This is a genomic window from Methylobacillus pratensis, from assembly GCF_054072455.1.
In genome coordinates this window covers 113,875-138,835 of the sequence record NZ_JBSUSR010000005.1, presented here as the reverse complement: position 1 = coordinate 138,835, position 24,961 = coordinate 113,875, and the positions used below count along the sequence as shown (strand labels likewise).

Sequence of the window (24,961 nt, the reverse complement as noted above, 5' to 3'; positions counted from 1 at the left end):
GCCTTCAACAGCAGCCACAAGGGGGAGCATTGTGTTCGGCATCTTCAAGAAACGTGAATCTCAAGCAGATCAAGCCCAGAGACAGATTGACGACACTCTCAAACAGATGGGTGCGTCTGTTCTTCTCATAACACAATCGGGAAGGGTCGTGATGGTGTCTGACAGTCTGAGAAACCGGCCACGCGACTGGCTGGGCGGGCAAGCCATAGAAGTGATGATTAGTCACCCAAGCCTAGATCCATACTTCATCTATTACGAAAATGAAGACTATTATCTGAGAATGGCCTCAAATGGATCACGGGTATCAATTTCCGATTTTCAGAAAGTTCAAGATGCCGGAACATATCGCAACAACGTTGCACAAGCACTATGCATGTACTTGATCCTTTACCTGATAAGGACTCAAGGCAAAGACATACGTCACCCTCAAATGTCATTGAGCCATAACCGCATACACACCAACGTCATTGCTTATGTTGAAAAGCTCAGCAACTGGTACCCGATTCGGCATGGCTCTGAGGAGTCAGACTCCGCGACGGAGCGCAAAGTCGCTCAGGTCAACCGCGGTGTGGTAGATATCACAGATGTCATCGCTGTCCACGAGCCATCACCGGCTTAAGGCTAACAATTCATTCAAGCTGACGCCGCTTCGCGGCGCGGCTTAATTCAGGCGTTAGGCTTCAAAAACCATCATCCAATTTTAAATAAGGACTGAAATGGCAACTTCAGAGCAGTGCAACCAAGCGTGGAAAGATGGATACGTGAAAGGATATAAATCTGTCCGAGGTACTATTCCATCAGTACCACCTCGTCCCGGTACGCATCCACCGAGTGCTGATCCGGTCGATTACTTCTATAGAACGGGTTATGAAGCTGGTGTCGAAAAAGCGGGTGGCTAGACTTCTACACTTTCAACAAGCACCTAATTACTAAAAGGCGCCTAACAAGGCGTTGCAGTAGATGTCCTACATTCTGCAGGTTTTTGCGCAATGTGCTTCGCACATTTTGTTGCGCAAAAACCTGTTCCGTTCCGGTCACACTGAACTTGACGTTAGCCGTTATGAGTTAACCCATGTAGGGCGCACTCGCTTGCAGTGCGCTGTTATGAATTTGGCATTAAACATCAAGATGGACTGTCGCCGCGCATGACATCCAGAAGGCACGTATTTTTTCACGGTGAATTGCCTTGAACGCAAAAACAACGATATATCGTAGCGCTACTCGCCAAAACAGAACAGAACGCGGCTATGGTAAAGACGGCATTGGGAACATTTAATAAGAGATGAACGGGATGATCGAGCGCATATGGATGATGTCTATATCAGCCCAGTAAAACATGGCTTGGTAGTAAATCGCGTAAAAGATTGTCCGCATTCCACATTTCTTCGATGAGCAGAGCAAGGTATTGACGTGGAAGACTGGAGTGGTAGGTTAGAGGATATTGGCTGGTGAAGATTGAAAGATCTGACCATGCGGCTGCGTCCTATGCTGGCTAGTGATCCGAGCGGCGAAGTGTATATAAGTGATGGCGTTTGGCTTGGCAGCGATGGCTCCCTTCATGATCGTGATAGTTAATATAACAATTCATTCAAGCCGATGCCGCTTCGCAGTGTGGATTAATTTAGGTTGAGCTCCGTAGGGAAATGAAAGAGCTAGACGAAATCATTGAGGCTCAGCGTCGAGAGGTAAAGACATTTCATCCTGTGCATGAAAGGGGTCAGGACGCGTGGTTCCCAGGAAATGAAGCATCCGGCCTTGTAATTCAAGTGCAACATATCTGGGATGATCTACAAGCGTTAAACCGCATGTACTTAAAGGAAGGTGACGAGTACGGAAAGAAATTGTTACTAAAATACGTCGTAATCGAGGTTCGGTCACTAATAGAAGTTTTTGACAGGCTTCAAGCAATCGTAATGCGTGCTCCAACATTTGATCCTAGAGAGCGGCAGGGCTGGAGAGAAATTACGGTCGAAGAAAAAGAACAAGCAAAGGAGTTGCTTAGGTCCTACACCGAGGCAAAGAAGCAAACGTCAAAGATGATTATTGAGATAAGAAATACTATCTGCGCACACCGTGGTAGCTTAGACTGGCAGCAGGTCATGACCTTTTGGGACGCCATTACGCCCGATTTAGTCAACCCAATTTTGAATGCAGTTCCAAAGGTGTTTGACTACATTAAAGAGCTCGATCTTTTTGAATGGAATCGGACTCCAAGAGAGGGAGTCATCGAAATCATTGGAACTCATTTGAGGCCAGAGTATTTTGAAGATAAAGAACAGGCTGAATAATCTCTCAATGCATAGAGATATCGCGATAAACGGCCCAACTAATTGTTCTAGCGGGATGCCTTACAGTTTGCTTGGTTGCTGCCATTCTGGCGTTGGTATTCCATTGCTTCCTTAAGTTGGTATTCCATTGCTTCCTTAAAGATTACCTTTTATCGCTGCCGTTCAGCATGTTAAGGATGGATTGTAGATCCGCTAGTTTGATATAGCCCTTTTTGCTTACCTGTTAGCAATTAATATTGATAAGACTATTTAAAGGCACTATTATCCATATCGTTAAATAGGCCTTGGAATGATCATGTCCAACTTGATATTAGCTGAAACCACCGCAAGTATTTCCGAGCTGAAAAAGAATCCCATGGGCACCGTCGCTGCTGGGGAGGGTTTCCCAGTTGCGATTCTCAATCGGAATGCTCCTGCCTTTTACTGCGTTCCTGCTAAAGCTTACGAGGCCTTGCTTGAGAAGCTTGAAGACTTGGAGTTGAATGCTATTGCGGATGCACGTGAGGGACAGCCTGTGATCAGAGTCCAGCTTGATGAGATTTAAGCTGGGTTTTCTGGAGGAGGCTTTGAAGGAGTGGCGCAGGCTCGACAACAATACTCGCGAGCAATTCAAGACCAAGCTTGCGGAGCGGCTAGAGAATCCGCGTGTGTCTGCTGCCAAATTAAGCGGCCAAAAAGATCGTTACAAGATCAAGCTGCGTAGCGTTGGCTATCGGCTTGTGTATGAAGTCCGTGACAATGAGTTGATTGTCATTGTGGTGGCCGTTGGCAAGCGTGAGCGTAACGCGGTATATAAGGCCGCGGCAAATCGCTAGCGAGTAGCTCCAGGGCAATAGCTGAGAATGAAACCAAAGGCACTTTTAAAGGTGTCTTTGGTTTTGGATATGTGCATCAGGCTGCTAGGCTAAACGAGTTACTAACGCTTGTATCATCACTGCTGTTGCCATACGCCGCAATCAACTGCCCGATCTGCCGGTTGATGCTGTTTGCCTCCTGCTGTTTTGCCTGGTTGCTATCGTTCTGGCGTTGGTATTCCATTGCTTCCTTGGCGCTTACCTTGCCGTCCTGGTTGGTGTCAGCAGCCTCGAAATTGGCGGCGACGCTGCTCGTCAAGCTGGCGAGGTTGGTATCAGATGTAGTGGAGGCAATGCTTTCCAGTTCTTCCTGGGTATAGTCTTCATCGTCCTCTTCGTTTTGCGGGGGTGGTGGAGGTGGCATGCCGCCTTGCACGCGAGCATTGTTGAACTGACTGTTCAGTTCGCTCAGCAGGTTGCTGATGCCGCTGCTGAGTTCCGATTCCGTCAGCTTGCCATCGCTGTCGCTATCCAGTGAGCTGAACAATTCGTCCGCATCGCTGCTGTCGTCGTTGCCATTCAGTTTGCTGAGCACGGATTGCAGATCCGCTTGTTCGATATAGCCTTTGTTGCTGGTGTCCAGCTTGCTGAAAATCGAGCTGGCAATCTGGGATGCGTTGCCGGAAATGCTGTTGATCATGTTGTTCTCCTGATTGGTCGCGCTGTCGGCCGGGCGGTTGCCCGGCTCCTGGAGTTTCTAACGGACATGATGCGCTTATTTTTTGCCTGCGAGGTGTAAAGCCGGGTAAAGCTGTGTAAACCCTCGTTCTCTAAAAAAACGCTCCTGGCGTTGTTGTTTTGCTTGGCCGTGCTACTTGCCCTGTTGCGACAGGGCAAGTAGCCAAGATCGTTGCATTGAGTGATTAAATGGGCCTGGGGCGATCCTCTTTCGGGCGGCCTTCCCACGGCTTGCTTGCAGGGAATGGGCGGAGGTCGGGGCGGCGCTTGCCCAGCTCTTTTCTTTCATCCAGCTTGCCAAGTTGCTCCGGCGTGAGCAGGGCGCGAATGCGAGATTCAGTGCTGATCCTCGAGAAGATCGCATCGCTTTGTACGCGCGCGAGTTCTGCGGCCAATTGCCTGGCTTTCTTTTCATCGAAGCTGGGCGCAGTGCCCAGTTTGTCTATTTCCTCGCGCAGCTTGCGTTGCTGCTTGAAGTTGTTGCGTATTGCGGGCGCTTCGGCATGCAGGAGATAGAATATTTTATCTTCCTGCGCCTCGCTGAGTTCCAGGCCGGCAAGGTGGGCGGCAGGGCAAAGCCCGGGGCTTCCTGGATAAAGCCGGGGCCCGGCCTTGGCGGGCCGTCTTCGCGCAACGGGGGCTCGGCGTTGGCCCATGTGCTTGATATTGCGAATGCTGCCATGAGGATCATGGATGGGATGATGCGGGTGTTCATGTGCGTCCTTTCTATTCACGGTAGGTGTGGTCCAATGGGAGAAATTCTGCTGCCGCGAGTTGTTAGATGCTGTTAACCAGGGGTAAAGATAGGTAAAAGTAGGCGGCCGGGCATGTCGCCGGCACAGGCGAATCGTTATGATGTGATTGCGAAAATACTATTCAAAATCTCAGCATTCAGAATCTTATGGCTAAAGTATTATTGATCGACGACGACGTGGAGCTGGTCAACCTGATCAGGGAATACCTCGTGCAGGAGGGGTTTGACGTGGAGTGCGCGCACGATGGCGAAACCGGGGTTGTCTATGCCGAGTCGCTCAAGCCGGCGCTGATCGTGCTGGATGTCATGATGCCCAAGCTCAACGGCATAGAGGTGCTGCGGCGCATTCGCGCTTCCAGCAACGTGCCGGTATTGATGCTCACCGCCAAGGGCGATGATGAGCACCGGATTGTCGGCCTGGAGCTCGGGGCCGACGATTACGTGCCCAAGCCTTGCACCCCGCGTGAACTGGTGGCGCGCATCCGCGCCATCCTGCGCCGCATCGTGCCGACCGACCAACAGCCGCAGGCCCATCATATCGCCGTGGGGCCATTAACGCTCTGGCCGGAGCGGCGCCTGGTCGAGTGGGCGGGCCAGTCTGTGAACCTGACCAGCACCGAGTTCAACCTGCTGGAGGTCCTGGTCAGGCAGGCCGGGCGCGTGGTCAGCAAGAATGATCTGTCAACACTGGGCCTGGGACGGCCGTTGTCGCGTTTTGACCGTACTATCGACGTGCATCTGAGCAGCATACGCCAGAAGCTGGGTACGCTTGCCGACGGCCGTCAATGCATCCAAACCGTCTACCGCATGGGTTACCAGCTGATTAAAGAATAGCCATGGGCCGCCTGTTCTGGAAATTCTTCTCCTTTTTCGTGCTCGCACAGATGGCCTCCATCATCGGGGTGAGCCTGTTTTTCTGGATTTCCGCGCAGCAGCAGGCCAGCGAAAGGCAGGCGCGCGAATTGCTGCGCAGCGGGCCGATGGAAATGGCATTGCTGGAGGCGGCGAAGGGCGCCTTGCATTATGGCGGGGAGGCCGGGTTGTCGGATTTGTTGCGGCTATGGTCGCAGCGGCAGATGCCCCAGGTTTTCGCCGTCGATGAGGCTGGGCAGGAACTGTTGCAGCGCCCGTTGCCTGCTGGCATCGAGGAGATATTGCATTCCGGGCGCGGGGTCGCCGTCGGGCACGATAGCGAAGGCAAGGCCATCCGGCTGTTCACCCTGGATGGGCGCCGCATGGGGCCCGGCTTCGGCGCTATGCCGCCCCCGCACGCAATGTACGGAGATCGTCATCCTCCCGGGCCGCCCGGCAGGATGGGTGGCCCACCCGATCCGCACGGCCCCATGTTTCCCTGGACGCCGGTATGGGCAGGCCTGATTGCCAGCCTGGTGTTTGCCGCATTGCTGGCCTGGTATGTTTCCAAGCCGATCAAGGAGTTGCGCGTCGCGTTTGCACGCGTGGCTGGAGGCAACCTCAAGGACAAGGTCAGCCCGGCCATGGGCAGGCGGCGCGACGAGCTGGCAGACCTGGGGCGTGGTTTCGACCGCATGACCGAGCAGCTGCATGCCCTCATGCAGGGGCAGAAACGCCTGTTGCATTACGTCTCGCACGAAATGCGCTCCCCCTTGGCGCGCCTGCAGATGGGCATTGGCCTTGCCAAGCAGAATCCGGAACGGCTGGGGGATACCCTGGACCGTATCGAGATGGAATCCATGCGCATGGATAAATTGCTGGGCGAGGTGCTGGAACTGTCCCGGCTCGAGTCGGGCATCATGGCGGTGAAGAAGGAAAGGATCATGCTCAGCGAGTTGCTGGAAGGCGTGGTCGAGGATGCGCGTTTCGAAGCTTCGGCCAAGCATGTGGATATCCAGAGCCGGATCGAGGCAGACGCTGAAATAGAGGCGCAGCCGGACCTGTTGTACCGCGCGCTGGAAAACGTGCTGCGCAACGCCATCAAGTACAGTCCCGACTATAGCGAGGTCAGCCTGGAGACCCAGCGCAGGGAAGGGGGCCTGACGGTGCTGGTGTCGGATCGCGGGTCTGGCATCCCTGAAACCGAGCTCGACAATATTTTCCAGCCATTCTACCGCGCCGATAGCGCTGGCAACGTCAGCGGGCACGGCCTGGGGCTGGCCATCACCAAGCAGGTGCTGGACCTGCACGGCGGCAAGATCAGGCTGCAAAACCGCCAGGGCGGCGGCTTGGTGGTGGAAATCTCGTTGCCGGTGGCTTGAGCAATGCCTGGCTGGCTATATTCTATGCCTTGGGTTCGCCAACAACGCCCAGTGAAGCGATTCTGCCGCAAGCAGGAGCGCAGCAAGGCAGAGCGACATCATCAGAAGGACATTGTCGGCGCCTTATAGCAGTTCGTTGAACAGTTGGCGGTAGGCCGAGATGCCTTGGCTCAAGGGATAGCGCTCAATGATGGTGGCGCGTGCGGCGTCGCGCATGGATTGCAGTTGGTCTGGCGCTGCCAATACCCGGTCTATGGCATCCGCGAGTTGTTCGCCGGAGAAAAAATCCACCAGCAACCCGTTCTCCTCATGGCGAATCACTTCCTCCACCGGCGCGGTGCGCGAGCCTATCACCAGGCAGCCTGCGGCCATGGCTTCCAGCATCGACCACGACAGTACGAAAGGTACGGTGAGGTAGACGTGCGCCGAAGATACTTGCAGTACGCGCAGGTATTGCTGGTAGGGCAGCTTGCCGAGAAAATGCACGCGGCTAAGGTCCAGGCCAGGCACTTCCTGCAACAGCTTTGCCCGGTAGGTTTCCCCCGGCGGCAGCTTGCGGCCGTAGCTGACGTCGTCGCCCCCCACGATCAATACATGGCACTTGGGCCTGCGCCTGAGAATTTCCGGCAAGGCGCGCATGAAGACGTGAAAGCCGCGGTATGGCTCGAGGTTGCGCGACACGTAGGTGACCACTTCGTCCTTGCGTGTGAGCTTCAGGCCCGAACCGATCTGCAGCCAGGCGGTGGGGGCGGGGCAGGCGGCATCGGTGTCTATGCCTTCATGGATCAGCCGGATCTTGTGCTGGTATTCCTGCGGGTAAAGGCTACGCTGCCAAGCTGTGGGGCTGATGCCGATGTCGGCGGCATGCAGCGAGAGCAGGTTGGTGATGTTCTTGGTGCGGATGCGCAGGAAGTCGTCCAGCGCGAGCGGATATTCGGGGTCGAAACCGGCATCGGCGCCTGTCGGTTGGTAAAAGAACTCGAAGAACGTGACCAGCGGCACGCCGGGGTAGATGTCCTTGGGATAGATCGCCTCGCCCCAGCCCATATGGGCGACGATGATGTCGGGCCGGTAGCCATTTTCTTTCAAATGCAATAGCGCGCGAGCGACGCTCTGGCCGCGGATCACGTGCTCTTCCACGGGCGCCAGGTAGGCATGCACGCCCTGCATGCCGGGGGCATGGGCTTCGCACAGGCTCAGCAATTGATGTCCGCCTTCATCGACCAGGGCTTGGGCAATATGGCGGAATTGCCCGGGGAAGTTCTGGTGGATGAAGAGGATGTTCATGTCAGTCCCCGATGAAGTCGCCGTCCACGTACAGCCATTGCCCATGTTCGCGCACAAAGCGGCTATTCTCGTGCAGTTTTTCCGCCTTGCCGTTTACCTTGTAGCGGGCAATGAACTCGACAATAGCTCGGTCGCCGCCGGTTGCCTCATGCCGTACGACCTTGAGGCCGATCCATTTCGGTGGCTGGGGGCCCGCTTCGTCATGCAACGAGGCAGGGCGCGTGGAGGGGTGCCAGGTATGCAGCAAGTAATCATTTAGACCTAACACATAGGCCGCGTAGCGCGAGCGCATGAGCGCTTCGGCATCAGGCGCTGACTCTCCCTGGTGCCAGCGCTTGCAGCACCGCTCGTAGGCGGCGCCGCTTTCACAAGGACAGGGAGCGGTGTGTTTCATCGTGGCTCAGAAAATCTCGCGGGTTTCGAGGAATTCGATGTCGGGATAACGTTCCTGCGCCATTTGCAGGTTGACGCGGTTGGGGGCGAGATAGACGTATTCCTCGTTGCCGTCCAGCGCGACGTTGAAGCCGTACTTGTCGGCAATCGCCTTGAGATCGGCATCCGAACCGCGCAGCCAGCGTGCAGTGGCGCAATCGTAACTTTCAAATGCGACATCCACGCCGTATTCATGTTCGAGGCGGTGCGCCACCACGTCGAACTGCAACAAGCCGATGGCGCCCAGGATGAGGTCGTTGGAGAGCAACGGGCGGAATAACTGCGAAGCGCCTTCCTCGGCCAGTTGCTTGAGGCCGATCTGCAATTGCTTCATCTTCATCGGGTTCTTGATGCGTGCGCGGCGGAAATACTCAGGCGCGAAGGACGGAATGCCGATGAACTTGAGGTTCTCGCCTTCGGAAAAAGTATCGCCGAGCTTGACCGTGCCGTGGTTGGGGATGCCGATGATGTCGCCGGAATAGGCTTCGTCCATGGTGGTGCGGTCTTGCGCCATGAAGGTGATGGCGTTGTTCACCGATAATGTCTTGCCGCTTGCGACCTGCTTGATCTTCATGCCGCGTTCGAAGCGGCCCGAGCAGATGCGCAGGAAGGCGATGCGGTCGCGGTGCTTGGGGTCCATGTTGGCCTGGATCTTGAACACGAAGCCGGAGAATTTTTCTTCCTTGGGGTCAACGCTGCGGCTGGCGGTATTGCGCGGCAACGGCGAGGGCGATAGGTCTACCACTGCGTCGAGCAGGGATTGCACGCCGAAGTTGTTGATGGCCGAGCCGAAGAACACCGGCGTCTGCTTGCCGTCGAGGTAGGCCTGCTTGTCGAACGCATTGGAGGCGCCGCGGACCAGTTCGACATCCACGCGCAGGTCGTCGGCCTGGGAGCCGATCAATTCGTCCAGGCGCGGATTGTCCAGGCCCTGGATGATTTCGGCCGTGCCTTTCTCCGCATGCGGGTCGAAGAAGCTGATGGTGTCGTTGTACAAATGGTAGACGCCGCGGAAGCTCTTGCCCATGCCGATCGGCCAGGTCATCGGGGCGCACTGCATGCCCAGCGTGGATTCGATCTCGTCCAATAACTCAATCGGTGCGCGCGATTCGCGATCCAGCTTGTTGATGAAGGTGAGGATCGGGGTGTCGCGCATGCGGCAGACGTTGAGCAGCTTGATGGTCTGGGCTTCCACGCCGTTGACCGAGTCGATCACCATCACGGCGGAATCCACGGCGGTAAGCGTGCGGTAAGTGTCTTCCGAGAAATCGTCGTGGCCCGGCGTGTCGAGCAGGTTGATCATGTGCTCGCGGTAGGGGAACTGCATGACGGAGGAGGTGACGGAGATGCCGCGCTGCTTTTCCAGCTCCATCCAGTCCGAAGTGGCATGGCGCGCCGCCTTGCGCCCGCGTACTTCACCCGCCACCTGGATGGCGCCGCCGAACCAGAGCAGTTTTTCGGTGAGCGTGGTTTTACCCGCATCCGGGTGGGAGATGATCGCAAAGGTGCGGCGGCGTTGGACTTCTGAGCTGAAACTGGACATATCTAAATTGGGGATTTGGGCAAAAGGCTTATTTTACCTTTTTGCGCGGCAGTTCCGTTTTTATTTATGTTTTCGCGGGTATGATGCCGTGCTTGCTGCGCTCACTACAAAAAGTAATGAAAAAATGATAAAAACATAACGTCGCTGCAAGGGGGTAAGATATACGTCATCGACATTCATTATGTGAAAAGACATATTGCTAAGTATATGGTTTTTCTATAATGCACTTTGCAGCTTATAAAAACCAGGGGGCAGCGTGAGTAACAATAACAATCAGGCTCTAGAGGTTTTATCAAGGTTGAGGCAGGCCATCGCCGCACTGCATCGCAATATCGACAGTGCGTTGCCGTTAGCTGGCCTTGCCCCCAGCCAGCAGGATTATATCGCCCACTTGAAACTCAGCTATCGCTGGTTGGCCGGGGTGAACGCGGTATTGGCCGGCGTGAGTGGCTTTTCCGCACCGATGCTGGGCTACAACCGCTTGTGCATAGACGCATTGCGGCAAGATCTGGAATCGGCGCATATGCTCGAAGATGCGGAGTCCGAGGACATAGCCGGCTTTAGCCTGCCGGCAGGCCCAGGAGTACCATGGGGCGCCCAGTATGTCATCGAGGGCTCTTATCTCGGGGTCAGCGTGCTTTACCAGCGCCTGCGCCATATGCAATCCCCTTCCTGCCCGATGCATTTCTTCTCTGCGCGCAGCCAGGCGAGCGCAGGCCGGTGGCGAACGTTCCGGTCGACGATCGAACAGGCATTGGATAACGAACAGACGTTGCAGGAAGCAGAGCAGGGCGCTATCGAGGCGTTCCATTATTTCTCGTTGGTCATGCAGTCTGCAACCAAGGAGCGGCATGAGCCTCGCCAGCGTTACGCTTGATAATTGCGACCAGGAGCCCATCCACATCCCGGGCCTGATCCAGCCGCATGGCGTGCTGCTGGCCTTTGACTTCGAGGGGCACCTGCGCCACTACAGCAGCGGCGCCAACGCCGTGCTGGGCGCCCTGCCCAGGATCGGCGAAGCGTTGCAGCCCTTCCATATGCCCCATGCTGCCGCAGCCTATCAATTGATCAAGGAATACACGCAGGACGTGGTGGTGATCGAGGGTCTGGCACAGACCCATGAGCTGGAAGTGCAGGGCCGGAAATTCGACCTAGTGTTGCATGTAAACCAGAGATGCATCATTGCCGAGTTCGAGTTGCGCCTCAATGGCGACAAGAACATCAATATTTATTCCGTGAAGGCGCAGAAAGCGATCAATGCGATCAAGAGCCAGCGCAGCATAGATAGCCTGCTCAACGTCGCTGCCGAGGAGTTTCGCGGCCTGACCGGGTTCGACCGCGTGATGGCCTACCGCTTCCGCCATGACGACAGCGGCGACATCGTGGCCGAAGCGAAGCGTGAGGATCTCGACAGCCTGGTCGGCAGGCGCTATCCCGCAAGCGACATCCCTGCCCAGGCAAGGCGTATGTACGTGGAAAACACCCTGCGTCTGATTGCCGACGTCGACGGCCAACCGGTGCCGGTCGTCAAGGCTGCGGATACGCCGCCGCTGGACATGAGTCGCAGCGTGCTGCGCAGCGTGTCGCCTATCCATATCGAATACCTGCGCAACATGGGCGTCGGGGCTTCCATGAGCGTTTCGATCGTGCTCAACGGCAAGCTCTGGGGCATGATGGCCTGTCACCATATGTCCGCGTACCAAGTGCCGTATTCCGTGCGCATGGCCTGTGACGTGCTCTGCCATATCCTCGCCAGCGCCATCCAGCATATCGAAACGCGCTTGAGCGCGGACAGGCAGATTGCCAGCAGCCACCACCGTGCGAGCCTGGTGATGAAATTCCTGGAATCCGACGACTTGTCGACAGCCCTATTTTCCAGCCTGGAGCGGCTCAGGGAATTGATTGCCTGCGACGCCATGGTGGTCAGCTACGGCGATAAAACCTATGCGACGGAAGGTATTCCGCAAGAGCTCGGGCGCCAGCTGGTGCAATGGCTCAACCAGGGCCTGGAGGCCAGGGATTTCTACCATGTCTCCACCCTTGCTGAAATGCCGCCGGTGCTGGATGCCGTAACCGAAAGGTTCTGCGGCTTGCTGGCCTTCAATATAGACAAGGTGAATGCCAGCTGGGTCGTATTGCTGCGGCGTGAGCAAATCCATACCATCAGTTGGGGCGGCAAGCCGGAAAAGCATTACAAGCCGGGCCCCCTCGGACCCAGGCTGACGCCGCGCGGCTCGTTTGACGAATGGAAGGAAACCGTCAAGGGCCAGGCCGAACCCTGGAGCGCCGCCGACCTGGCTGACGCCCGCGACCTGCAGCACGAACTGCTCAAGGTGTGCAATGCGCGCAATGCGGAAACCGAGCGGACGCGCCTGCAGCTCATGGCGATCCTGGGGCATGATCTGCGCGACCCCTTGAATTCCATCAGCATGGCGGCACAATTGATGGAAATGCAGTCCGGTTCCTCACGCATGAGCGCCCGGATCAAGAATTCAAGCAGCCGCATGCAGCGCCTGGTGAACCAGGTGCTGGACATGGCACGTCTGCAAACAGGCCTGGGCCTGAACCTGGGTTTTATCGAGACGGATGTTTCCGCGCTGCTGCATGACCTGGTGGAGGAAAACCTCACTGCCTATCCCGACGTCAGCATGGAAACAGACATCGAGACCCAGGTCACTGCGCAGGTCGACCCTGACCGGGTCGCACAGGCGATCGCCAACCTGATCAGCAATGCGCGGCACCATGGCGAATCAGGCCGACGGGTGAGGGTGAGGATGTGGCGCGCCGGGGATGCGTTCAATATCAGCGTGCATAACGCGGGCGCGCCGATCGATGCGGGCGCGGTGGAAGGCCTGTTCAACCCGTTCAAGCGGCAGGAACAGCTCAATATGCGCAACCGCAACGGTCTCGGCCTCGGGCTCTATATCGCCAACGAGATTGTGAGGGGGCATGGCGGGGAAATCAGCTACCGCTACCAGGACGGGGAAATTGTATTCAATGTGGAGTTACCGCTACGCAAGTAGCGAAAAGGAGCAGGATTGAACAGGCAAGTGCGGCAGGCATTGATTATCGAGGATTACCAGGCAGCGGCGGAAACTTTCAAGGAGCTGCTGGAAATGCTGGGTTGCGAAGCGAATTATGTCATGGCGGGCGCAGAAGCGCCGCAGGCGCTTTCCCAGCGCGATTACGACGTGGTGTTCATGGACTTGAACCTGCCTGACATCCCGGGCGTCGCGCTGATCAAGCAACTGAGGGCCTTGGCCACCGGCCGGGTGCCCAAGTTTGTCGCGGTCAGCGGCTATGCCCAGGCCGAGCTGGACAAGGAGGCTAGCGAGCTGTTTGACTTCTACCTGGAGAAGCCGCTGGACATGAATAACCTCGAACGCATATTGCAATCCTTTTGACTAGGCCATCCATGGAATCTCTGACAGCGATACAGCAGCAGTGGCTGGTGGCCGGCATCAAGCATGAGATATTCATGCGGGTATTCCCGACATTGCGGCACGGGCTTGTCGGGCCGATCTCGATTGCCCGCATGAGCGCTTCCATCGTCAGGCGCCTGCTGACGAAAGGCGAAAGCAGCAAGGCGGCACTCGGCGAGCCGGTGGAGCGCATCGATCAACAGCTGGCCGAGGCGGTGACCGGCATCCGCGCCTTGCAGGCATGGGAGCCCGAAGCCAGCGGCCTTGCCATCCCTGCCGAGATATTGCGCCAAGGCATCGCGCTGATGACGGCGCCGTTGGCTTTGCGTGACATCAAGATGGACTATGTGCCGAGCGACATCCAGGACCTTGAAGAAGTGCGGCAGCAACCTTTCCTCTACGCCTGGCTTGCCTTGCTGTGTTATTTCGAGGACCAGTTGAACGAACCTGCGACTTTGCGCCTCGAGCAAAAAGAGCCCAGGTCCATGTGCGTCCAGATCACCCGGCCTTTTTATGACGTCAATCAGGCAAAAGGCAAGGTCAAAGCCCATGCGCGCATCATCGACAAGTTTGCGTTGGAGGCCGTCGCAAACGCCGGCGGGTTCCGGCTGAAGTTCGGCTCGGAATGGGCCAGTTTCAGTTGGGTATGACCTAAGAGCCCGGACAGCTGCCTAGCAAAGCAAGGGGCGCGGCTTGACCGGTGAGTAGAAATAATCCGCCAGGCTGGAGAGCATTTTTTCATCGTAGATGGTCAGCGAGTTGTTGTTGATGCTGTGCAGCCCGAGCTTTTCCAGTTTGCGCAAGGTCTTGTTGGTATGGGCAAGCGACAGTCCCAGCGAGTCGGCGATTTCCTGTTGCGTCAATGGAAAGGGGATCGTTTTTCCGGGCGTAGGATAGATGGACTTATAGCGCTTGTAGAGGTGCAGCAGCAGCATGGCAATCCTCTCCAAGCCATTGCGCGCGCCTACGTTGACCAGGTTGTCGTCGACGATATGCTCTTCCTGCGCACATAGCCAGGTAATGTCGTATGCCAGCGAAGGGTGACGTTCGTAGAGCGACCAGAGGCTGTTCTTGTCCAGCTCGCACAGTGTCACGGGCGTCAGGGATTGCACGCTGCTGTCGCTGTTTTCCAGCAGGTTCTGCTGCAACCCGATCAAATCTCCGGGCAACAGGAAATTGAGGATCTGTCGGTTGCCGTTCTTCAAGGTACGGTAGCGGTAGGCCCAGCCGTCCAGCAAGGTGTAGAGCTGTGTCGAGCTGGTGCCTTCTTCCATGATCAGCTTGGCTGCCGGCAAGGTGAGCTGGCGCTGCTTGAGTTGTTCGATAAAAGCGACTTCCTCAGGCTGGTGGGTTTTGAAGGCTTTTTGCTGCCGTAGGTACTCGCTCATTTCATCCATACATGTTTCCTCGTGGAAGTGGTTGGGGTTATTTCCAGGAAAGCTCCTGGCTGCTTGCTTCAAACATGCTTGCTCAACCGTGAGGCAGGGACTCTATTCCCAGCCTGCGGTTGGCTGGCACCGCAATGTCGATCATCTCTGGCTTGGGCAGGTCGAGCGCCTGCATGATGGCAATGAATTCGTCACGGGATTTTCCGGCAAGCCTCGGATTGATGGCCTTTTCCTGGCCGATGGCGCTGATGCGATAGCCCTGGTAGTCATGCCCCGGGTAGACCAGTGTCTCGTCCGGCAAAGTGAACAGCTTTTGAGTGATACTGTCGTAGAGCGCGCCGGCGTCGCCTCCCTGGAAATCAGTCCGCCCGCAGCCGTTGATCAGCAGGGAGTCCCCGGTGAATACGCGGTCATCCACCAGATAGCTGACGCTGCCCGCCGTGTGGCCAGGGGTCGCTAGCACGTGGATGATGTGCTGCCCCAGACTGAGCTGGTCCCCATGCTGCAGTTGCAGGTCGGCAGGCAAGGCATTGCAGCGGCTGCCAATGCCCGTGAGCGTATTGGTCTCCTGGCGCAGCAGGCCGCTTGCAGTGATATGGTCGGCATGCACATGGGTTTCCAGCGAGTATTTCAGCACCAGGCCATATTGTTCCAGCAATGTGAGGTAGTGATGGAGCCCTGAATCTACAGGGTCGATCAGCAATGCCTCCTTGCTGGCCTCATCGCCGAGCAGGTAAGTGTAGGTGGAGGATTCCTGGTCAAACAGTTGCCTGAATATCATTGAGGCTCCTTTCTTGATTGTTTTCGGTTTATCCTCGGGGCAAGCATTTCGATCTCAAACGGACACTGTAGGAGACAACGGTTGGCTGGAGTATGTTCCTGGCCGATCTTCGCCTGGATAAGGTTTTTGTTCGGCTATCTCCGGAATTTTTTCCACCAGTTTATGACGGCCCGCGAAAACAACCGGATAAACCGGTGAAACGTTGTTCCAGTCCTACAAGCAAAGCGTTTCCTTGATCGTTAGCTTCCTGCCAAATTCCCCATGTCCTGCATCGCATCAGATTGAATCGAAAGACCAAATAGCCGAACAGTAACGAAAAATATGTTATGGTAAAAAAGTCATCATTCATTTCACACCCGAGGTGAACCCGCATCATCATCAGCGTTAAGGATTTTTAATGATTTTCAAGGAAAGACTCATCCATGCCGCCATCTTCGATATGGACGGCACCATGTTCGATACTGAACGTCTCCGATTCACCACCATCAAGCAAGCTTCCGCCGAATTGTTCGGCGAAACCATCAGCGATGAAATCCTGCTCGGCTCCCTGGGCCTGAGCGCCAAGAAGGCGGAAGAGCTCGCCAAGAGCCGTTACGGCGACGATTATCCCTATGCCGCGATCCGCAAGCGCGCGGACGAGCTGGAGCTGGCGCATGTGCGCAAGCATGGAGTACCGGTCAAGCCGGGGCTGTATGAAATCCTCGAGCGCCTCAAGCGCAACGGCCTGTTGATGGCGGTCGCCACCTCAAGCCGCCGGGCGATTGCCGAGGAATACCTGATCAACGCCAACGTCATGAAGTATTTCGACATCACGGTCTGCGGCGACGAGGTGAAACAGGGCAAGCCGCATCCCGAGATATTCCATACGGCGGCCAAGGAACTGAATTGCCTGCCCGAGCATTGCCTGATGTTCGAAGATTCGGAAAATGGCCTGCGTTCCGCCTCGGGAGCCGGCGGCCTGCCGATATTGATCAAGGATATCAAGGAGCCGCGGCCCGAGATCAAGCAGCTGGCCTACCAGGCCTATGACCGCATGCCGGATTTCCTGGCCGACCTGGTCAGGTTCACGCCCAACCTGCCCAAGCCCAAGCTGACGGATGCGTTCCCGCAGACCGTCAACAACATGCGTGCGGGCATCCATGGCTTTGGCGCGATGGGCGGCGGCTACCTGGCGCAGATATTCTCGCACTGGGACGGCTATACCCGGCCGCATGAAATCATCGGCGCAAGCAATAATGCGACCCTGCGCAGCCTGGTCAACGCGTTCGGCAAGTACGATGTGCATTACGGCAACCTAGCCTTTCACCAGACCATAGACCGCATCCGGTTGATCGACATGGCGGACGAGGCGGCGGTGTGCGAAATGTATGCGATTTCGGAAATCGTCGGCCTGTGCTTGCCGGAATCCGCCATCAAGCAACAGGCGGCGATGATTGCCAAAGGGTTGATCGCACGCTACCAGAACGGTGCCGGTCCGTTGACCATCCTCGTCATACTCAACAAGTTGAGCGGGGCGGCCTTCGTCAGGCGGCAGGTGAGGGAAGCCATGCTGCGCATGCTGGGCGAAGCGCAGGCGGAACAGATCATGGAAACGGCGTGCTTTACCGAAACGGTCGTCAACCGCATGGTGTCAAAAATACCGAAAGAAATTCTATTGAAGCAGGCCAGGATTAATTTCGCTAGTTTTGAGAAGCACGCCCAGCAAAAGGCACTGACGCCTAGCGGCAGTGCGGCACCCGCGCACCAGGAGCCGGTTCTGCTAGCGGAGCCGGTGCTCGGTAAGATCGTGAGCCAGCTACGGCATGCCTCGCACCTCAACCGCGCATTGGACCAGCTGGGAGTCACCTTGTTTGAAAGCGGGCCGGACATGGTGCTGTACGCCAAGAAGGGCGGCAAGATACTGGAACGCCTGCGCCAGGTGCAGACCGTGGACAATATCGCCGAGATCCAGGCGATCAAGAACCGGCTGCTGAACGGCACGCATGCCATCATCGCCTGGTATGCCAGCCTGCTGGGCTACCAGACCATCGGGCAGGGCATGGGGGACGAGCGCGTCGTCATGCTGGTGAAGCGCCTGGTGAACAACGAGATCAAGCCCGCGATGCTGCAGGAAAACCCAGCATTGGCGGAATACATCAATACCTCGTTTGTCAACAGCTTCATCGCACGGTGCAAGGCTTCCTTCAAGGACCCATGCCGCCGTATCGGGCGCGACCCGTTGCGCAAGCTGCAACGCAAGGAGCGCATCATGGGCAGCATCGAACTGGCCGCGCGCCACGGCATTCAAACCCCCATGCTGGAGTTCGGCGCAGCGCTGGGCATTTTGTATTCGTTGCGCCTCGTCACGCCCGAGGACAAGGAATGCCAGCGCATCAAGGCCTTGTTCGAGGCGAACGCTGCCGTTGCCGATGTGCTGGCCTTCAGCGGCGACTACCACGGCAAGCCCTACCAGGGCCTGGATCCACAACAGGACGCGGCATTGATCGAGCGTATCGCCGAGCATTTGCGGCAGCTGACCAACCCTGCCTCGGCCCACTGGCAATGGCCGCTGAGCTATAACTATGCGGAGGAGTTGGCGTCCTGAAGTCCGCCTGATACCGAGGAGGCTCCGCCTCCTGTGGTATATTGGACATTACCTTACAGGAGGAAACACAGGAAGATGACGCTTACCACCAAGACCATCAGCGACCAGTTCAGCAGTTGCCCGCAATTGACAGTCGACCAAGTAGCCGAGGCTGCTGCGGCCGGCTTCAAGACCATCATCAACAACCGGCCGGATGGGGAGGGCGGCGCCGAGCAGCCCAGCAGCGAGGAAATCCGCCAGGCTGCCGAAGCCAATGGCCTCCAGTACGTGCATATCCCTGTGGTGCCCGGCCAGTTGACTTATGCCCAGGTGGACGAGTTGGCCGGGCTGTTGCCCAGCCTGCCTGTCCCTATCCTGGGATTCTGCAAGCTTGGGACACGTGCGGTGAATATCTATCAGCAGGCATTGGCCAAGACTGAGCAATAAGTAAGCTGGTACGATTAAATAAAAACGGCATCCTCGGATGCCGTTTTTGTTTTTCATTTGACCTGCTTCTAGCCTGCCGCCTGCTTGAGTTGCTCGAGGATGGCGGGGTTGTCCAGCGTGGAAATGTCCGAGGTGATTTCCTCGCCTTTAGCCAGGGAGCGCAACAGGCGGCGCATGATCTTGCCCGAGCGGGTCTTGGGCAGGTTCTCGCCGAAACGGATTTCATCCGGTTTGGCGATCGGGCCGATTTCCTTGCCGACCCAGTCGCGCAACTGTGCCGCGATGGCCTTGGCGGATTCGCCTTCCGGGCGCTCGCCCTTGAGCACCACGTAGGCCACGATGGATTCGCCCTTGATGTCATGGGGCCTGCCTACAATCGCGGCTTCGGCCACCAAGGGGTTGGCTACCAGCGCAGACTCGATTTCCATGGTGCCCAGGCGGTGGCCGGAGACGTTGAGCACATCGTCGATGCGGCCCATGATCCAGAAATAGCCGTCCTCGTCTCGGTGAGCGGAATCGCCGGCCAGGTACAGTCCCTTGAGTTCTTCGGGGAAATAGGCTTTCCTGAAGCGTTCTGGGTTGCCCCAGATGTTGCGGATCATGGAGGGCCAGGGCTTTTTCACCACCAGCAGGCCGCCGCCGGTGCCTTCGATATGCTTGCCGTCCTCCTCGACGATATCCATGATGATGCCGGGCAGGGGGCGGGTGCAGGAGCCGGGCTTGAGATCAATGGCGCCGGGCAGCGGGGCGATCATGTGCGAGCCGGTCTCGGTCTGCCACCAGGTATCGGCGATCGGGCAGCGCTCCTTGCCGACCACCTTGTGGTACCACATCCAGGCTTCGGGATTGATCGGCTCTCCCACGGTGCCAAGCAGGCGCAGGCTGGAGAGGTCGTACTTGTTCGGCAGTTCGCTACCCAGCTTGATCAGCGAGCGGATGGCGGTGGGCGCGGTGTAGAAGATGCTGACCTTGTGGCGCTCTATCATCTGCCAGAAGCGGCCCGCATCAGGATAGGTGGGCACCCCCTCGAACACCACTTGGGTACTGCCGAGCGCCAAGGGGCCGTAGGCGACATAGCTGTGGCCGGTGATCCAGCCCACGTCTGCAGTGCACCAGAAGATATCCGTGGCTTTGTGGTCGAACACCCATTTCATGCTCATGATGGCGCCGAGCAGGTAGCCCCCGGTGGAGTGCTGGACGCCCTTGGGCGTGCCCGTGGAGCCGGAAGTATAAAGAATGAACAGCGGGTGCTCGGCATCCACCCAGGTAGGTTCGCAATAGTCGCTCTCGGCTGCTTCGACTTCATGCCACCATAAATCGCGTTGCGCATTCCAGGCAATATCCACGCCTGCGCGCTTGTAGACGATGACTTTCTCGACGGCTTCGCAGCCGCCCAGGGCCAGTGCCTCGTCAACCGCCGGCTTGAGCGCTACCGGCTTGCCGCCACGTACGCCGCCATCGGCAGTGATGACCAGCTTGGCGCCGACATCGACGATGCGTTCGTGCAGGCTCTTGGCGGAGAAGCCGCCGAACACCACGGAGTGGATGGCGCCGATACGGGCGCAGGCCTGCATGGCGACGATGGCTTCTATGCTCATCGGCAGGTAGATGATGACGCGGTCGCCCTTGCCTATCCCTTGCTTTTTCAAGGCATTGGCGAAGCGGCATACGCGCTGGTGCAGCTCCTTGTAGCTAATGTTCGTGACGTCGCCATTGTCCGCTTCGAAGATCAAGGCGATCTTGTTGGCGCGTTTTTCCAGGTGGCGGTCTATACAGTTGTAGGAGGCATTGAGCTTGCCGTCGGCAAACCAGCGATAGAACGGAGCGTCTGATTCGTCCAGCACGTCGTTGAATGGGGTCTGCCAGGTGATTTCCTGCCGGGCAAGATCGGCCCAGAAGCCGGTGTAATCCTGCTCAGCCGCATCGCACAAGGCCTGGTAGCCTGATAAACCCGACACGGTGGCGGCTTGGCGGAATGCTTCATGCGGCGCGAAAACGCGCGTTTCCGTCAGCACGGATTCAATGGACGACATAAATGCTCCTTCAAAACTCTATAATGAGGCGATGCTATCGGTGCCAAGGCACCCGTAACGTTAGGAAACGAATTATAACATTTCATTTACAATTTCAAGATGCGCACACTATCACAGATTTTGCAGACAGATACAGACTTATCGCAGGATGAACAATATTTGCTGCATGCCGCCAAGTGCAGCCCGTTCATTGCCCGGCTGGTCAATAGCGATGCCGGGCTGCTGTCGGAGCTGGACGCTGGCTTGCACCAGGCATGGACAGCTACGGAAATGCAGGCATGGCTGGATAGCCAGGACGTGGTGGACGATGCTAGTCTCAAGCGCGCATTGCGCAAGCTGCGTCAGCGCGTCATGCTGCGCCTGATCGTGCGGGACCTCAACGGCCTCGGGGGACTGGACGAAGTGATGCAGGTAGTGAGCGCATTGGCGGAGATCAGCCTGCAATTCGCCTTGTTTCACATTACACCCTGGCTGGAAGCACAATATGGCGAACCTGTCGGCGAGGAAAGCGGCGAGCGCCAGCATTTCACTGTGGTGGGCATGGGAAAGCTGGGCGGGCACGAACTCAACGTCTCTTCGGATATCGACCTGATCTTCGCGTTTGCCGAGGATGGCGAAACCAACGGCGACAAGTCAATCGGCAATGTCGAATTCTTCACGCGGCTGGCCAAGCGCCTGATCGCGGCGATTGACGAGATCACCGAGGACGGCTTCGTCTTCCGCGTCGACATGCGGCTGCGGCCTTACGGTTCGGAAGGGCCGCTGGCTTGCAGCTTTGCGATGCTGGAAGAGTACTACCAGAACCAGGGGCGTGAATGGGAGCGTTATGCCTGGATCAAGGGCAGAGTGGTCGCGGGGCCGGACCAAGGCTTGAGCGAGTTGCTGCGCCCGTTCGTATTCCGCAAGTATCTCGATTTCGGCGCGTTTTCCTCCATGCGCGATCTCAAGGTGCAGATACAGCGCGACGTCAACCGGCGCGACATGCACGACAACATCAAGCTGGGGCGCGGCGGCATCCGCGAGGTGGAATTTATCGCCCAGGTGTTCCAGTTGATCCGCGGCGGCCGCGATGCCAGCCTGCAGATCAAGCCTACCTTGTCGGTGTTGCGCCTGCTGGAGGAAAAAGGCCTGCTGCCTGCGAGTGCGGTAGAGGAATTGAAACAGGCATATATTTTCCTGCGCAACCTGGAGCACAGGCTGCAATACCTCGAGGACACGCAAACCCAGGATTTGCCGGTAAACGAGGAAAGTCGGCAGCGCATCGCGCTGGGCATGGGTTACGAGGAGTGGAGCGCTTTCCTCAAGGTGCTCGAGCAGCACCGCAGCGTGGTGCAGCGGCATTTCGAGGAAGTGTTCAGCGACCCGGCGGAGGAGCGATCCGAGCAAGAAGTGCCGCTACAGCGCGAAACGGCCCTGTGGCGAAGAATGGGCGAGGGCGAGGAAGCTATCGAGGCCATGGCGCAGCTCAATTACCAGGAGCCGGCCGAGACGCTGCGCAAGCTGCTCAGCCTGCACGACAGCCCGCGCTACAAGCAATTGCCGGAACTCAGCCGGCAGCGTTTCGATACCCTGATTCCGCTGGCGATCAAGGAGGCGGCGCAGGAGGCCAATCCGGACCAGGCGCTGATCCGGGTCGCCGACCTGCTGGACAGCATCTGCCGCCGGGCGAGCTACCTTGCGCTGCTGGCGGAATATCCCTCGGCGCTGACGCTGGTGACGCGCATCGTCAGCGCTAGCCCCTGGCTTGCGCAGTACCTGACCCAGCACCCGATACTGCTGGACGAATTGCTCGATACGCGCAACCTCTATGCCGCGCCCGATTTTGCCGCCATGCATGCGGACCTGGAGCAGCGGGTGAGGCTGCTCTCCGGCGACGTGGAGCGGCAAATGGATGAAATGCGGCATTTCAAGCATGCCGCCGTGTTCCGCTTCGCTGCCAAGGACGTGGCGGGAGAGCTTGCGCTGGAGACGCTATCGGACTACCTGAGTGCGCTGGCTGACATCATATTGGACGTGGCCATCAAGGCCATCTGGCCCAGCCTGCGCCACCGTCACCGCGAAGACCCCCTGTTTGCCGTCATCGGCTACGGCAAGCTGGGCGGCAAGGAGCTGGGCTACGCTTCCGATCTGGATATCATCTTCCTTTACGACGATGAAGCGCCCGAGGCCGGCGAGGTGTATGCCAAGCTCGGGCAGCGCGTCAACACCTGGCTCAGCAGCATGACCCCGGCCGGCACCCTCTATGAAACCGACATGCAGTTGCGCCCTGATGGGGCGAGCGGGCTGCTGGTGAGCTCGGTGCAGGCGTTTGAAACCTACCAGCAGGAAAAGGCCTGGGTCTGGGAGCACCAGGCGCTGACGCGGGCCAGGTTTTGCGCAGGCAGCCAGGAGATCGGCGCCATCTTCGAGCGCATCCGCGAAAACGTGTTGCGCCAGCCGCGCGACAATCAGGCACTCTCGGCCGAAGTCGTGGCGATGCGGCAGAAGATGCACCAGGCCCATCCCAACCATGGCGAATTGTTCGACCTGAAGCATGACCGCGGCGGGATTGTGGATGTCGAGTTCATCGTGCAATACCTGGTGTTGGCGCATGCGCCGCAATATCCCGAGCTGACGCGCAACCTGGGCAATATCGCATTGCTCGACATCCTGGGCGGGCTGGGCCTGGTGGATGCGGCGCTGGCGCACGAGGTGGCGCAGGCATACCGCGATTACCGGCGCCGCCAGCATGCCATCCGGCTGCAGGGCGACCAGAAGGCGCGCGTGCCGCTGGCAAAGGTGGAGCAGGAAGTGTCAGCCGTACGGCGCTTGTGGCAACAGGTGTTTGGCGAGGAGGGCGGCTAGTGGGCTAGGTGCCTAGCTGTTTAGAGCGAATGACAAAACTCGGCTAGGCGCTCTGTCGCAGACAGTACAAGCGATACGGCAACGACGGCAGGAGAGTGTTGTTAACTGCTCTTAGTCCACGCGCGCCTGGCTATGCGCAATTACCCGCATGAAGCGGGAGAGCACGTCGGGGTCGGTCTTGATGCCTTCCTCCGAAGCCAGGATGCCTATGATCTCGCGATGGCAACGTGCCCGATGGTAGGGCCGCGTCGTCGCCATCGCGTCATAGGCGTCGGCGATCAGCATAATGCGGGAAGCCAGCGGAATTTCGTCGCCGGATAAGCCGTCCGGGTAGCCGCTGCCGTCGAAGCACTCATGGTGATGGCGGATGATGTTGGCGACTTGATGCGCCTGGGGATGCAGGGTATTGCGGAACAGGCGCTCGCCCTTCACGGGGTGCATCTTCATGATGCGCCATTCCTCGGCATCCAATGGCCCAGGCTTGAGCAGGACGCTATCCGGGATGCCGATCTTGCCGATGTCGTGAAACCGCGCGCCCACGGCAATGAGGTCAAGCTCCTTCTGGCTCAATCCGCATGCCACGCCAATCTCGTGCGCAAGTAGCGAGACCCGGTCGCAATGCTGGTGGGTATAGGCATCCCGCTCATCCAGGGCGACGAACAGCGCCTGTGTGGATTCGGCAAGATAAGACTCGAAGGAGGAGGGAGCGACTGCGGTCGATGCACTATATGCCAAAACCGATCCCCTGAAAGCGCGTTGCAGATAGTGCTACTATCAATCTAAATCCGTTTGAAGCTAAATATTACGTAACCTAAACATCAGGCGCGTACATTAACATAGGCATCTATTGATTGAAATAGCTGAATTCAGCAGGCAGGGTTCTTGTCGATGATGGATTGCAGGCTCTTGCCGGTTTTTTGGGCGGCAAACGGGGCATGGTATTCAATATCGTAAATCATCCATTGGCCGTTTTCCTTGCGCAGGATGACCTCGTCGTCCCAGCGCTGCACCTTGCCGTCTTTTTCCAGGCTGAAATGGACGGTCGACTGGCGTCCGAACTGGTTCGGGATGCTGGGTGCGATAGTGAAGCTGGTGAAACCGGCATCATTGGAGGTGAATAGGTCGCCGCTGGACCATGGTGTGACCTTGTCCCTGGTCCGGCAACGATGCTGCTCGCGCAGCGAGATATAGAAAATGCGGTGCAATTTCGGGATGAAGTGCTGGGAAATGGCATCGAGCTGCTGCATGTTCGGCAAGCCCACTACCTTGTCGTTCTTCTGCAGCGCGGCATAGTCGTCAAAAAAACGTATCGCCGCTTCCCGCGCCTCGTCCTTTTCCGATTTTGCCGCATTGACCGGCAAGGTGCCCAGCAAGCTGAGGCCGAGTGCAATGGAGAGAAATTGCCTGATCATG

The 24,961-nt window shown here is 57.5% G+C and carries 23 protein-coding genes; 13 read left to right on the top strand and 10 right to left on the bottom strand.

Going from position 1 to position 24,961, the window contains the following annotated elements:
* Positions 1–31 precede the first annotated feature (31 nt).
* The 4 genes from ACW4YW_RS11625 to ACW4YW_RS11610 all read left to right on the top strand — a co-directional run bounded on the left by ACW4YW_RS11625 (position 32) and on the right by ACW4YW_RS11610 (position 3,103).
* Entirely contained in the window at positions 32–619 is a 588-nt protein-coding gene (locus ACW4YW_RS11625) for a hypothetical protein (protein WP_457137692.1), read from the top strand.
* A gap of 1,024 nt (positions 620–1,643) precedes the next feature.
* Positions 1,644–2,288 carry a hypothetical protein gene (locus ACW4YW_RS11620; RefSeq protein ID WP_457137691.1) on the top strand — a complete coding sequence of 215 codons (645 nt, stop codon included), beginning with the start codon at positions 1,644–1,646 and terminating at the stop codon, positions 2,286–2,288.
* Positions 2,289–2,583: 295 nt separating this feature from the next.
* The gene (locus tag ACW4YW_RS11615; RefSeq protein ID WP_457137690.1) at positions 2,584–2,832 is read left to right on the top strand and encodes a type II toxin-antitoxin system Phd/YefM family antitoxin; all 249 of its coding nucleotides are present in this window, start codon (positions 2,584–2,586) and stop codon (positions 2,830–2,832) included.
* The gene (locus tag ACW4YW_RS11610; protein WP_457137805.1) at positions 2,822–3,103 is read left to right on the top strand and encodes a type II toxin-antitoxin system RelE family toxin; all 282 of its coding nucleotides are present in this window, start codon (positions 2,822–2,824) and stop codon (positions 3,101–3,103) included. The genes ACW4YW_RS11615 and ACW4YW_RS11610 overlap by 11 nt, the downstream gene beginning before the upstream one ends.
* A 76-nt stretch (positions 3,104–3,179) precedes the next feature.
* On the opposite strand, the gene ACW4YW_RS11605 is transcribed toward ACW4YW_RS11610, so the two are convergent.
* Both ACW4YW_RS11605 and ACW4YW_RS11600 read right to left on the bottom strand, forming a co-directional pair.
* Positions 3,180–3,782 (bottom strand): EF-hand domain-containing protein, encoded by a 603-nt coding sequence (locus ACW4YW_RS11605; protein ID WP_457137689.1) that lies wholly within the window; start codon positions 3,780–3,782, stop codon positions 3,180–3,182.
* A 223-nt stretch (positions 3,783–4,005) separates the two neighbouring features.
* On the bottom strand, positions 4,006–4,554 hold the full coding sequence (locus ACW4YW_RS11600) for a Spy/CpxP family protein refolding chaperone (protein WP_457137688.1): 549 nt from the start codon (positions 4,552–4,554) through the stop codon (positions 4,006–4,008).
* A gap of 167 nt (positions 4,555–4,721) precedes the next feature.
* Here ACW4YW_RS11600 and ACW4YW_RS11595 point away from each other — a divergent pair, with 167 nt between their 5' ends.
* Positions 4,722–5,408, top strand: a complete 687-nt coding sequence (locus tag ACW4YW_RS11595) for a response regulator transcription factor (RefSeq protein ID WP_407993677.1) — start codon at positions 4,722–4,724, stop codon at positions 5,406–5,408.
* Positions 5,409–5,410: 2 nt separating this feature from the next.
* Positions 5,411–6,808, top strand: coding sequence for an ATP-binding protein (locus ACW4YW_RS11590; protein ID WP_457137687.1), 1,398 nt, complete (start codon positions 5,411–5,413; stop codon positions 6,806–6,808).
* 123 nt (positions 6,809–6,931) lie between these two features.
* Here the strand turns inward: ACW4YW_RS11590 and ACW4YW_RS11585 are convergent, their stop codons facing one another.
* From ACW4YW_RS11585 to ACW4YW_RS11575, 3 genes are read right to left on the bottom strand one after another with little or no spacing between them, the layout of a single operon-like run.
* Entirely contained in the window at positions 6,932–8,095 is a 1,164-nt protein-coding gene (locus tag ACW4YW_RS11585; RefSeq protein WP_457137686.1) for a glycosyltransferase family 4 protein, read from the bottom strand.
* 1 nt (position 8,096) lies between these two features.
* On the bottom strand, positions 8,097–8,489 hold the full coding sequence (locus tag ACW4YW_RS11580; RefSeq protein WP_457137685.1) for a YchJ family protein: 393 nt from the start codon (positions 8,487–8,489) through the stop codon (positions 8,097–8,099).
* A 6-nt stretch (positions 8,490–8,495) separates the two neighbouring features.
* Positions 8,496–10,070, bottom strand: a complete 1,575-nt coding sequence (locus ACW4YW_RS11575; RefSeq protein WP_457137684.1) for a peptide chain release factor 3 — start codon at positions 10,068–10,070, stop codon at positions 8,496–8,498.
* A gap of 256 nt (positions 10,071–10,326) precedes the next feature.
* Between ACW4YW_RS11575 and ACW4YW_RS11570 the strand changes: the two genes are divergently transcribed.
* From ACW4YW_RS11570 to ACW4YW_RS11555, 4 genes are read left to right on the top strand one after another with little or no spacing between them, the layout of a single operon-like run.
* Complete coding sequence (locus ACW4YW_RS11570) at positions 10,327–10,947, top strand: biliverdin-producing heme oxygenase (RefSeq protein ID WP_457137683.1); 621 nt, start codon at positions 10,327–10,329, stop codon at positions 10,945–10,947.
* Positions 10,922–13,093: an ATP-binding protein gene (locus ACW4YW_RS11565; RefSeq protein WP_457137682.1), complete on the top strand. Its 2,172-nt coding sequence runs from the start codon at positions 10,922–10,924 to the stop codon at positions 13,091–13,093. Before ACW4YW_RS11570 ends, ACW4YW_RS11565 begins: the two co-directional genes overlap by 26 nt.
* Positions 13,094–13,108: 15 nt before the next feature.
* The gene (locus ACW4YW_RS11560) at positions 13,109–13,474 is read left to right on the top strand and encodes a response regulator (RefSeq protein WP_457137681.1); all 366 of its coding nucleotides are present in this window, start codon (positions 13,109–13,111) and stop codon (positions 13,472–13,474) included.
* A gap of 11 nt (positions 13,475–13,485) precedes the next feature.
* On the top strand, positions 13,486–14,142 hold the full coding sequence (locus tag ACW4YW_RS11555; protein ID WP_457137680.1) for a hypothetical protein: 657 nt from the start codon (positions 13,486–13,488) through the stop codon (positions 14,140–14,142).
* A gap of 21 nt (positions 14,143–14,163) precedes the next feature.
* Here the strand turns inward: ACW4YW_RS11555 and ACW4YW_RS11550 are convergent, their stop codons facing one another.
* Both ACW4YW_RS11550 and ACW4YW_RS11545 read right to left on the bottom strand, forming a co-directional pair.
* On the bottom strand, positions 14,164–14,880 hold the full coding sequence (locus ACW4YW_RS11550) for a Crp/Fnr family transcriptional regulator (protein ID WP_457137679.1): 717 nt from the start codon (positions 14,878–14,880) through the stop codon (positions 14,164–14,166).
* A gap of 82 nt (positions 14,881–14,962) precedes the next feature.
* The gene (locus ACW4YW_RS11545) at positions 14,963–15,658 is read right to left on the bottom strand and encodes an MBL fold metallo-hydrolase (RefSeq protein ID WP_457137804.1); all 696 of its coding nucleotides are present in this window, start codon (positions 15,656–15,658) and stop codon (positions 14,963–14,965) included.
* 400 nt (positions 15,659–16,058) lie between these two features.
* Here ACW4YW_RS11545 and mtlD point away from each other — a divergent pair, with 400 nt between their 5' ends.
* Together mtlD and ACW4YW_RS11535 are read left to right on the top strand one after the other, a co-directional pair.
* On the top strand, positions 16,059–18,245 hold the full coding sequence (gene mtlD, locus ACW4YW_RS11540; protein WP_457137678.1) for a bifunctional mannitol-1-phosphate dehydrogenase/phosphatase: 2,187 nt from the start codon (positions 16,059–16,061) through the stop codon (positions 18,243–18,245).
* Positions 18,246–18,320: 75 nt separating this feature from the next.
* A complete protein-coding gene (locus ACW4YW_RS11535; RefSeq protein WP_457137677.1) occupies positions 18,321–18,671 on the top strand; it encodes a TIGR01244 family sulfur transferase in 351 nt (116 codons plus the stop codon).
* A 68-nt stretch (positions 18,672–18,739) separates the two neighbouring features.
* Here the strand turns inward: ACW4YW_RS11535 and acs are convergent, their stop codons facing one another.
* Positions 18,740–20,704 (bottom strand): acetate--CoA ligase, encoded by a 1,965-nt coding sequence (acs, locus tag ACW4YW_RS11530; protein ID WP_457137676.1) that lies wholly within the window; start codon positions 20,702–20,704, stop codon positions 18,740–18,742.
* Between the two features lie 99 nt (positions 20,705–20,803).
* Here acs and glnE point away from each other — a divergent pair, with 99 nt between their 5' ends.
* On the top strand, positions 20,804–23,548 hold the full coding sequence (gene glnE / locus ACW4YW_RS11525) for a bifunctional [glutamate--ammonia ligase]-adenylyl-L-tyrosine phosphorylase/[glutamate--ammonia-ligase] adenylyltransferase (protein ID WP_457137675.1): 2,745 nt from the start codon (positions 20,804–20,806) through the stop codon (positions 23,546–23,548).
* A gap of 111 nt (positions 23,549–23,659) precedes the next feature.
* On the opposite strand, the gene ACW4YW_RS11520 is transcribed toward glnE, so the two are convergent.
* Entirely contained in the window at positions 23,660–24,283 is a 624-nt protein-coding gene (locus tag ACW4YW_RS11520; RefSeq protein WP_457137674.1) for an HD-GYP domain-containing protein, read from the bottom strand.
* 131 nt (positions 24,284–24,414) lie between these two features.
* Positions 24,415–24,960 (bottom strand): DUF3828 domain-containing protein, encoded by a 546-nt coding sequence (locus tag ACW4YW_RS11515; protein WP_457137673.1) that lies wholly within the window; start codon positions 24,958–24,960, stop codon positions 24,415–24,417.
* Between the last annotated feature and the right edge of the window lies 1 nt (position 24,961).

Coding starts and splice junctions, on each gene's coding strand:
- ACW4YW_RS11620 (WP_457137691.1), top strand. CDS start 1,644: ATGAAAGAGCTAGACGAAATCATTGAGGCTCAGCGTCGAGAGGTAAAG.
- ACW4YW_RS11615 (WP_457137690.1), top strand. CDS start 2,584: ATGTCCAACTTGATATTAGCTGAAACCACCGCAAGTATTTCCGAGCTG.
- ACW4YW_RS11610 (WP_457137805.1), top strand. CDS start 2,822: ATGAGATTTAAGCTGGGTTTTCTGGAGGAGGCTTTGAAGGAGTGGCGC.
- ACW4YW_RS11605 (WP_457137689.1), bottom strand. CDS start 3,782: ATGATCAACAGCATTTCCGGCAACGCATCCCAGATTGCCAGCTCGATT.
- ACW4YW_RS11595 (WP_407993677.1), top strand. CDS start 4,722: ATGGCTAAAGTATTATTGATCGACGACGACGTGGAGCTGGTCAACCTG.
- ACW4YW_RS11590 (WP_457137687.1), top strand. CDS start 5,411: ATGGGCCGCCTGTTCTGGAAATTCTTCTCCTTTTTCGTGCTCGCACAG.
- ACW4YW_RS11585 (WP_457137686.1), bottom strand. CDS start 8,095: ATGAACATCCTCTTCATCCACCAGAACTTCCCCGGGCAATTCCGCCAT.
- ACW4YW_RS11580 (WP_457137685.1), bottom strand. CDS start 8,489: ATGAAACACACCGCTCCCTGTCCTTGTGAAAGCGGCGCCGCCTACGAG.
- ACW4YW_RS11575 (WP_457137684.1), bottom strand. CDS start 10,070: ATGTCCAGTTTCAGCTCAGAAGTCCAACGCCGCCGCACCTTTGCGATC.
- ACW4YW_RS11565 (WP_457137682.1), top strand. CDS start 10,922: ATGAGCCTCGCCAGCGTTACGCTTGATAATTGCGACCAGGAGCCCATC.
- ACW4YW_RS11555 (WP_457137680.1), top strand. CDS start 13,486: ATGGAATCTCTGACAGCGATACAGCAGCAGTGGCTGGTGGCCGGCATC.
- ACW4YW_RS11550 (WP_457137679.1), bottom strand. CDS start 14,880: ATGAGCGAGTACCTACGGCAGCAAAAAGCCTTCAAAACCCACCAGCCT.
- mtlD (WP_457137678.1), top strand. CDS start 16,059: ATGATTTTCAAGGAAAGACTCATCCATGCCGCCATCTTCGATATGGAC.
- ACW4YW_RS11535 (WP_457137677.1), top strand. CDS start 18,321: ATGACGCTTACCACCAAGACCATCAGCGACCAGTTCAGCAGTTGCCCG.
- acs (WP_457137676.1), bottom strand. CDS start 20,704: ATGTCGTCCATTGAATCCGTGCTGACGGAAACGCGCGTTTTCGCGCCG.
- glnE (WP_457137675.1), top strand. CDS start 20,804: ATGCGCACACTATCACAGATTTTGCAGACAGATACAGACTTATCGCAG.
- ACW4YW_RS11515 (WP_457137673.1), bottom strand. CDS start 24,960: ATGATCAGGCAATTTCTCTCCATTGCACTCGGCCTCAGCTTGCTGGGC.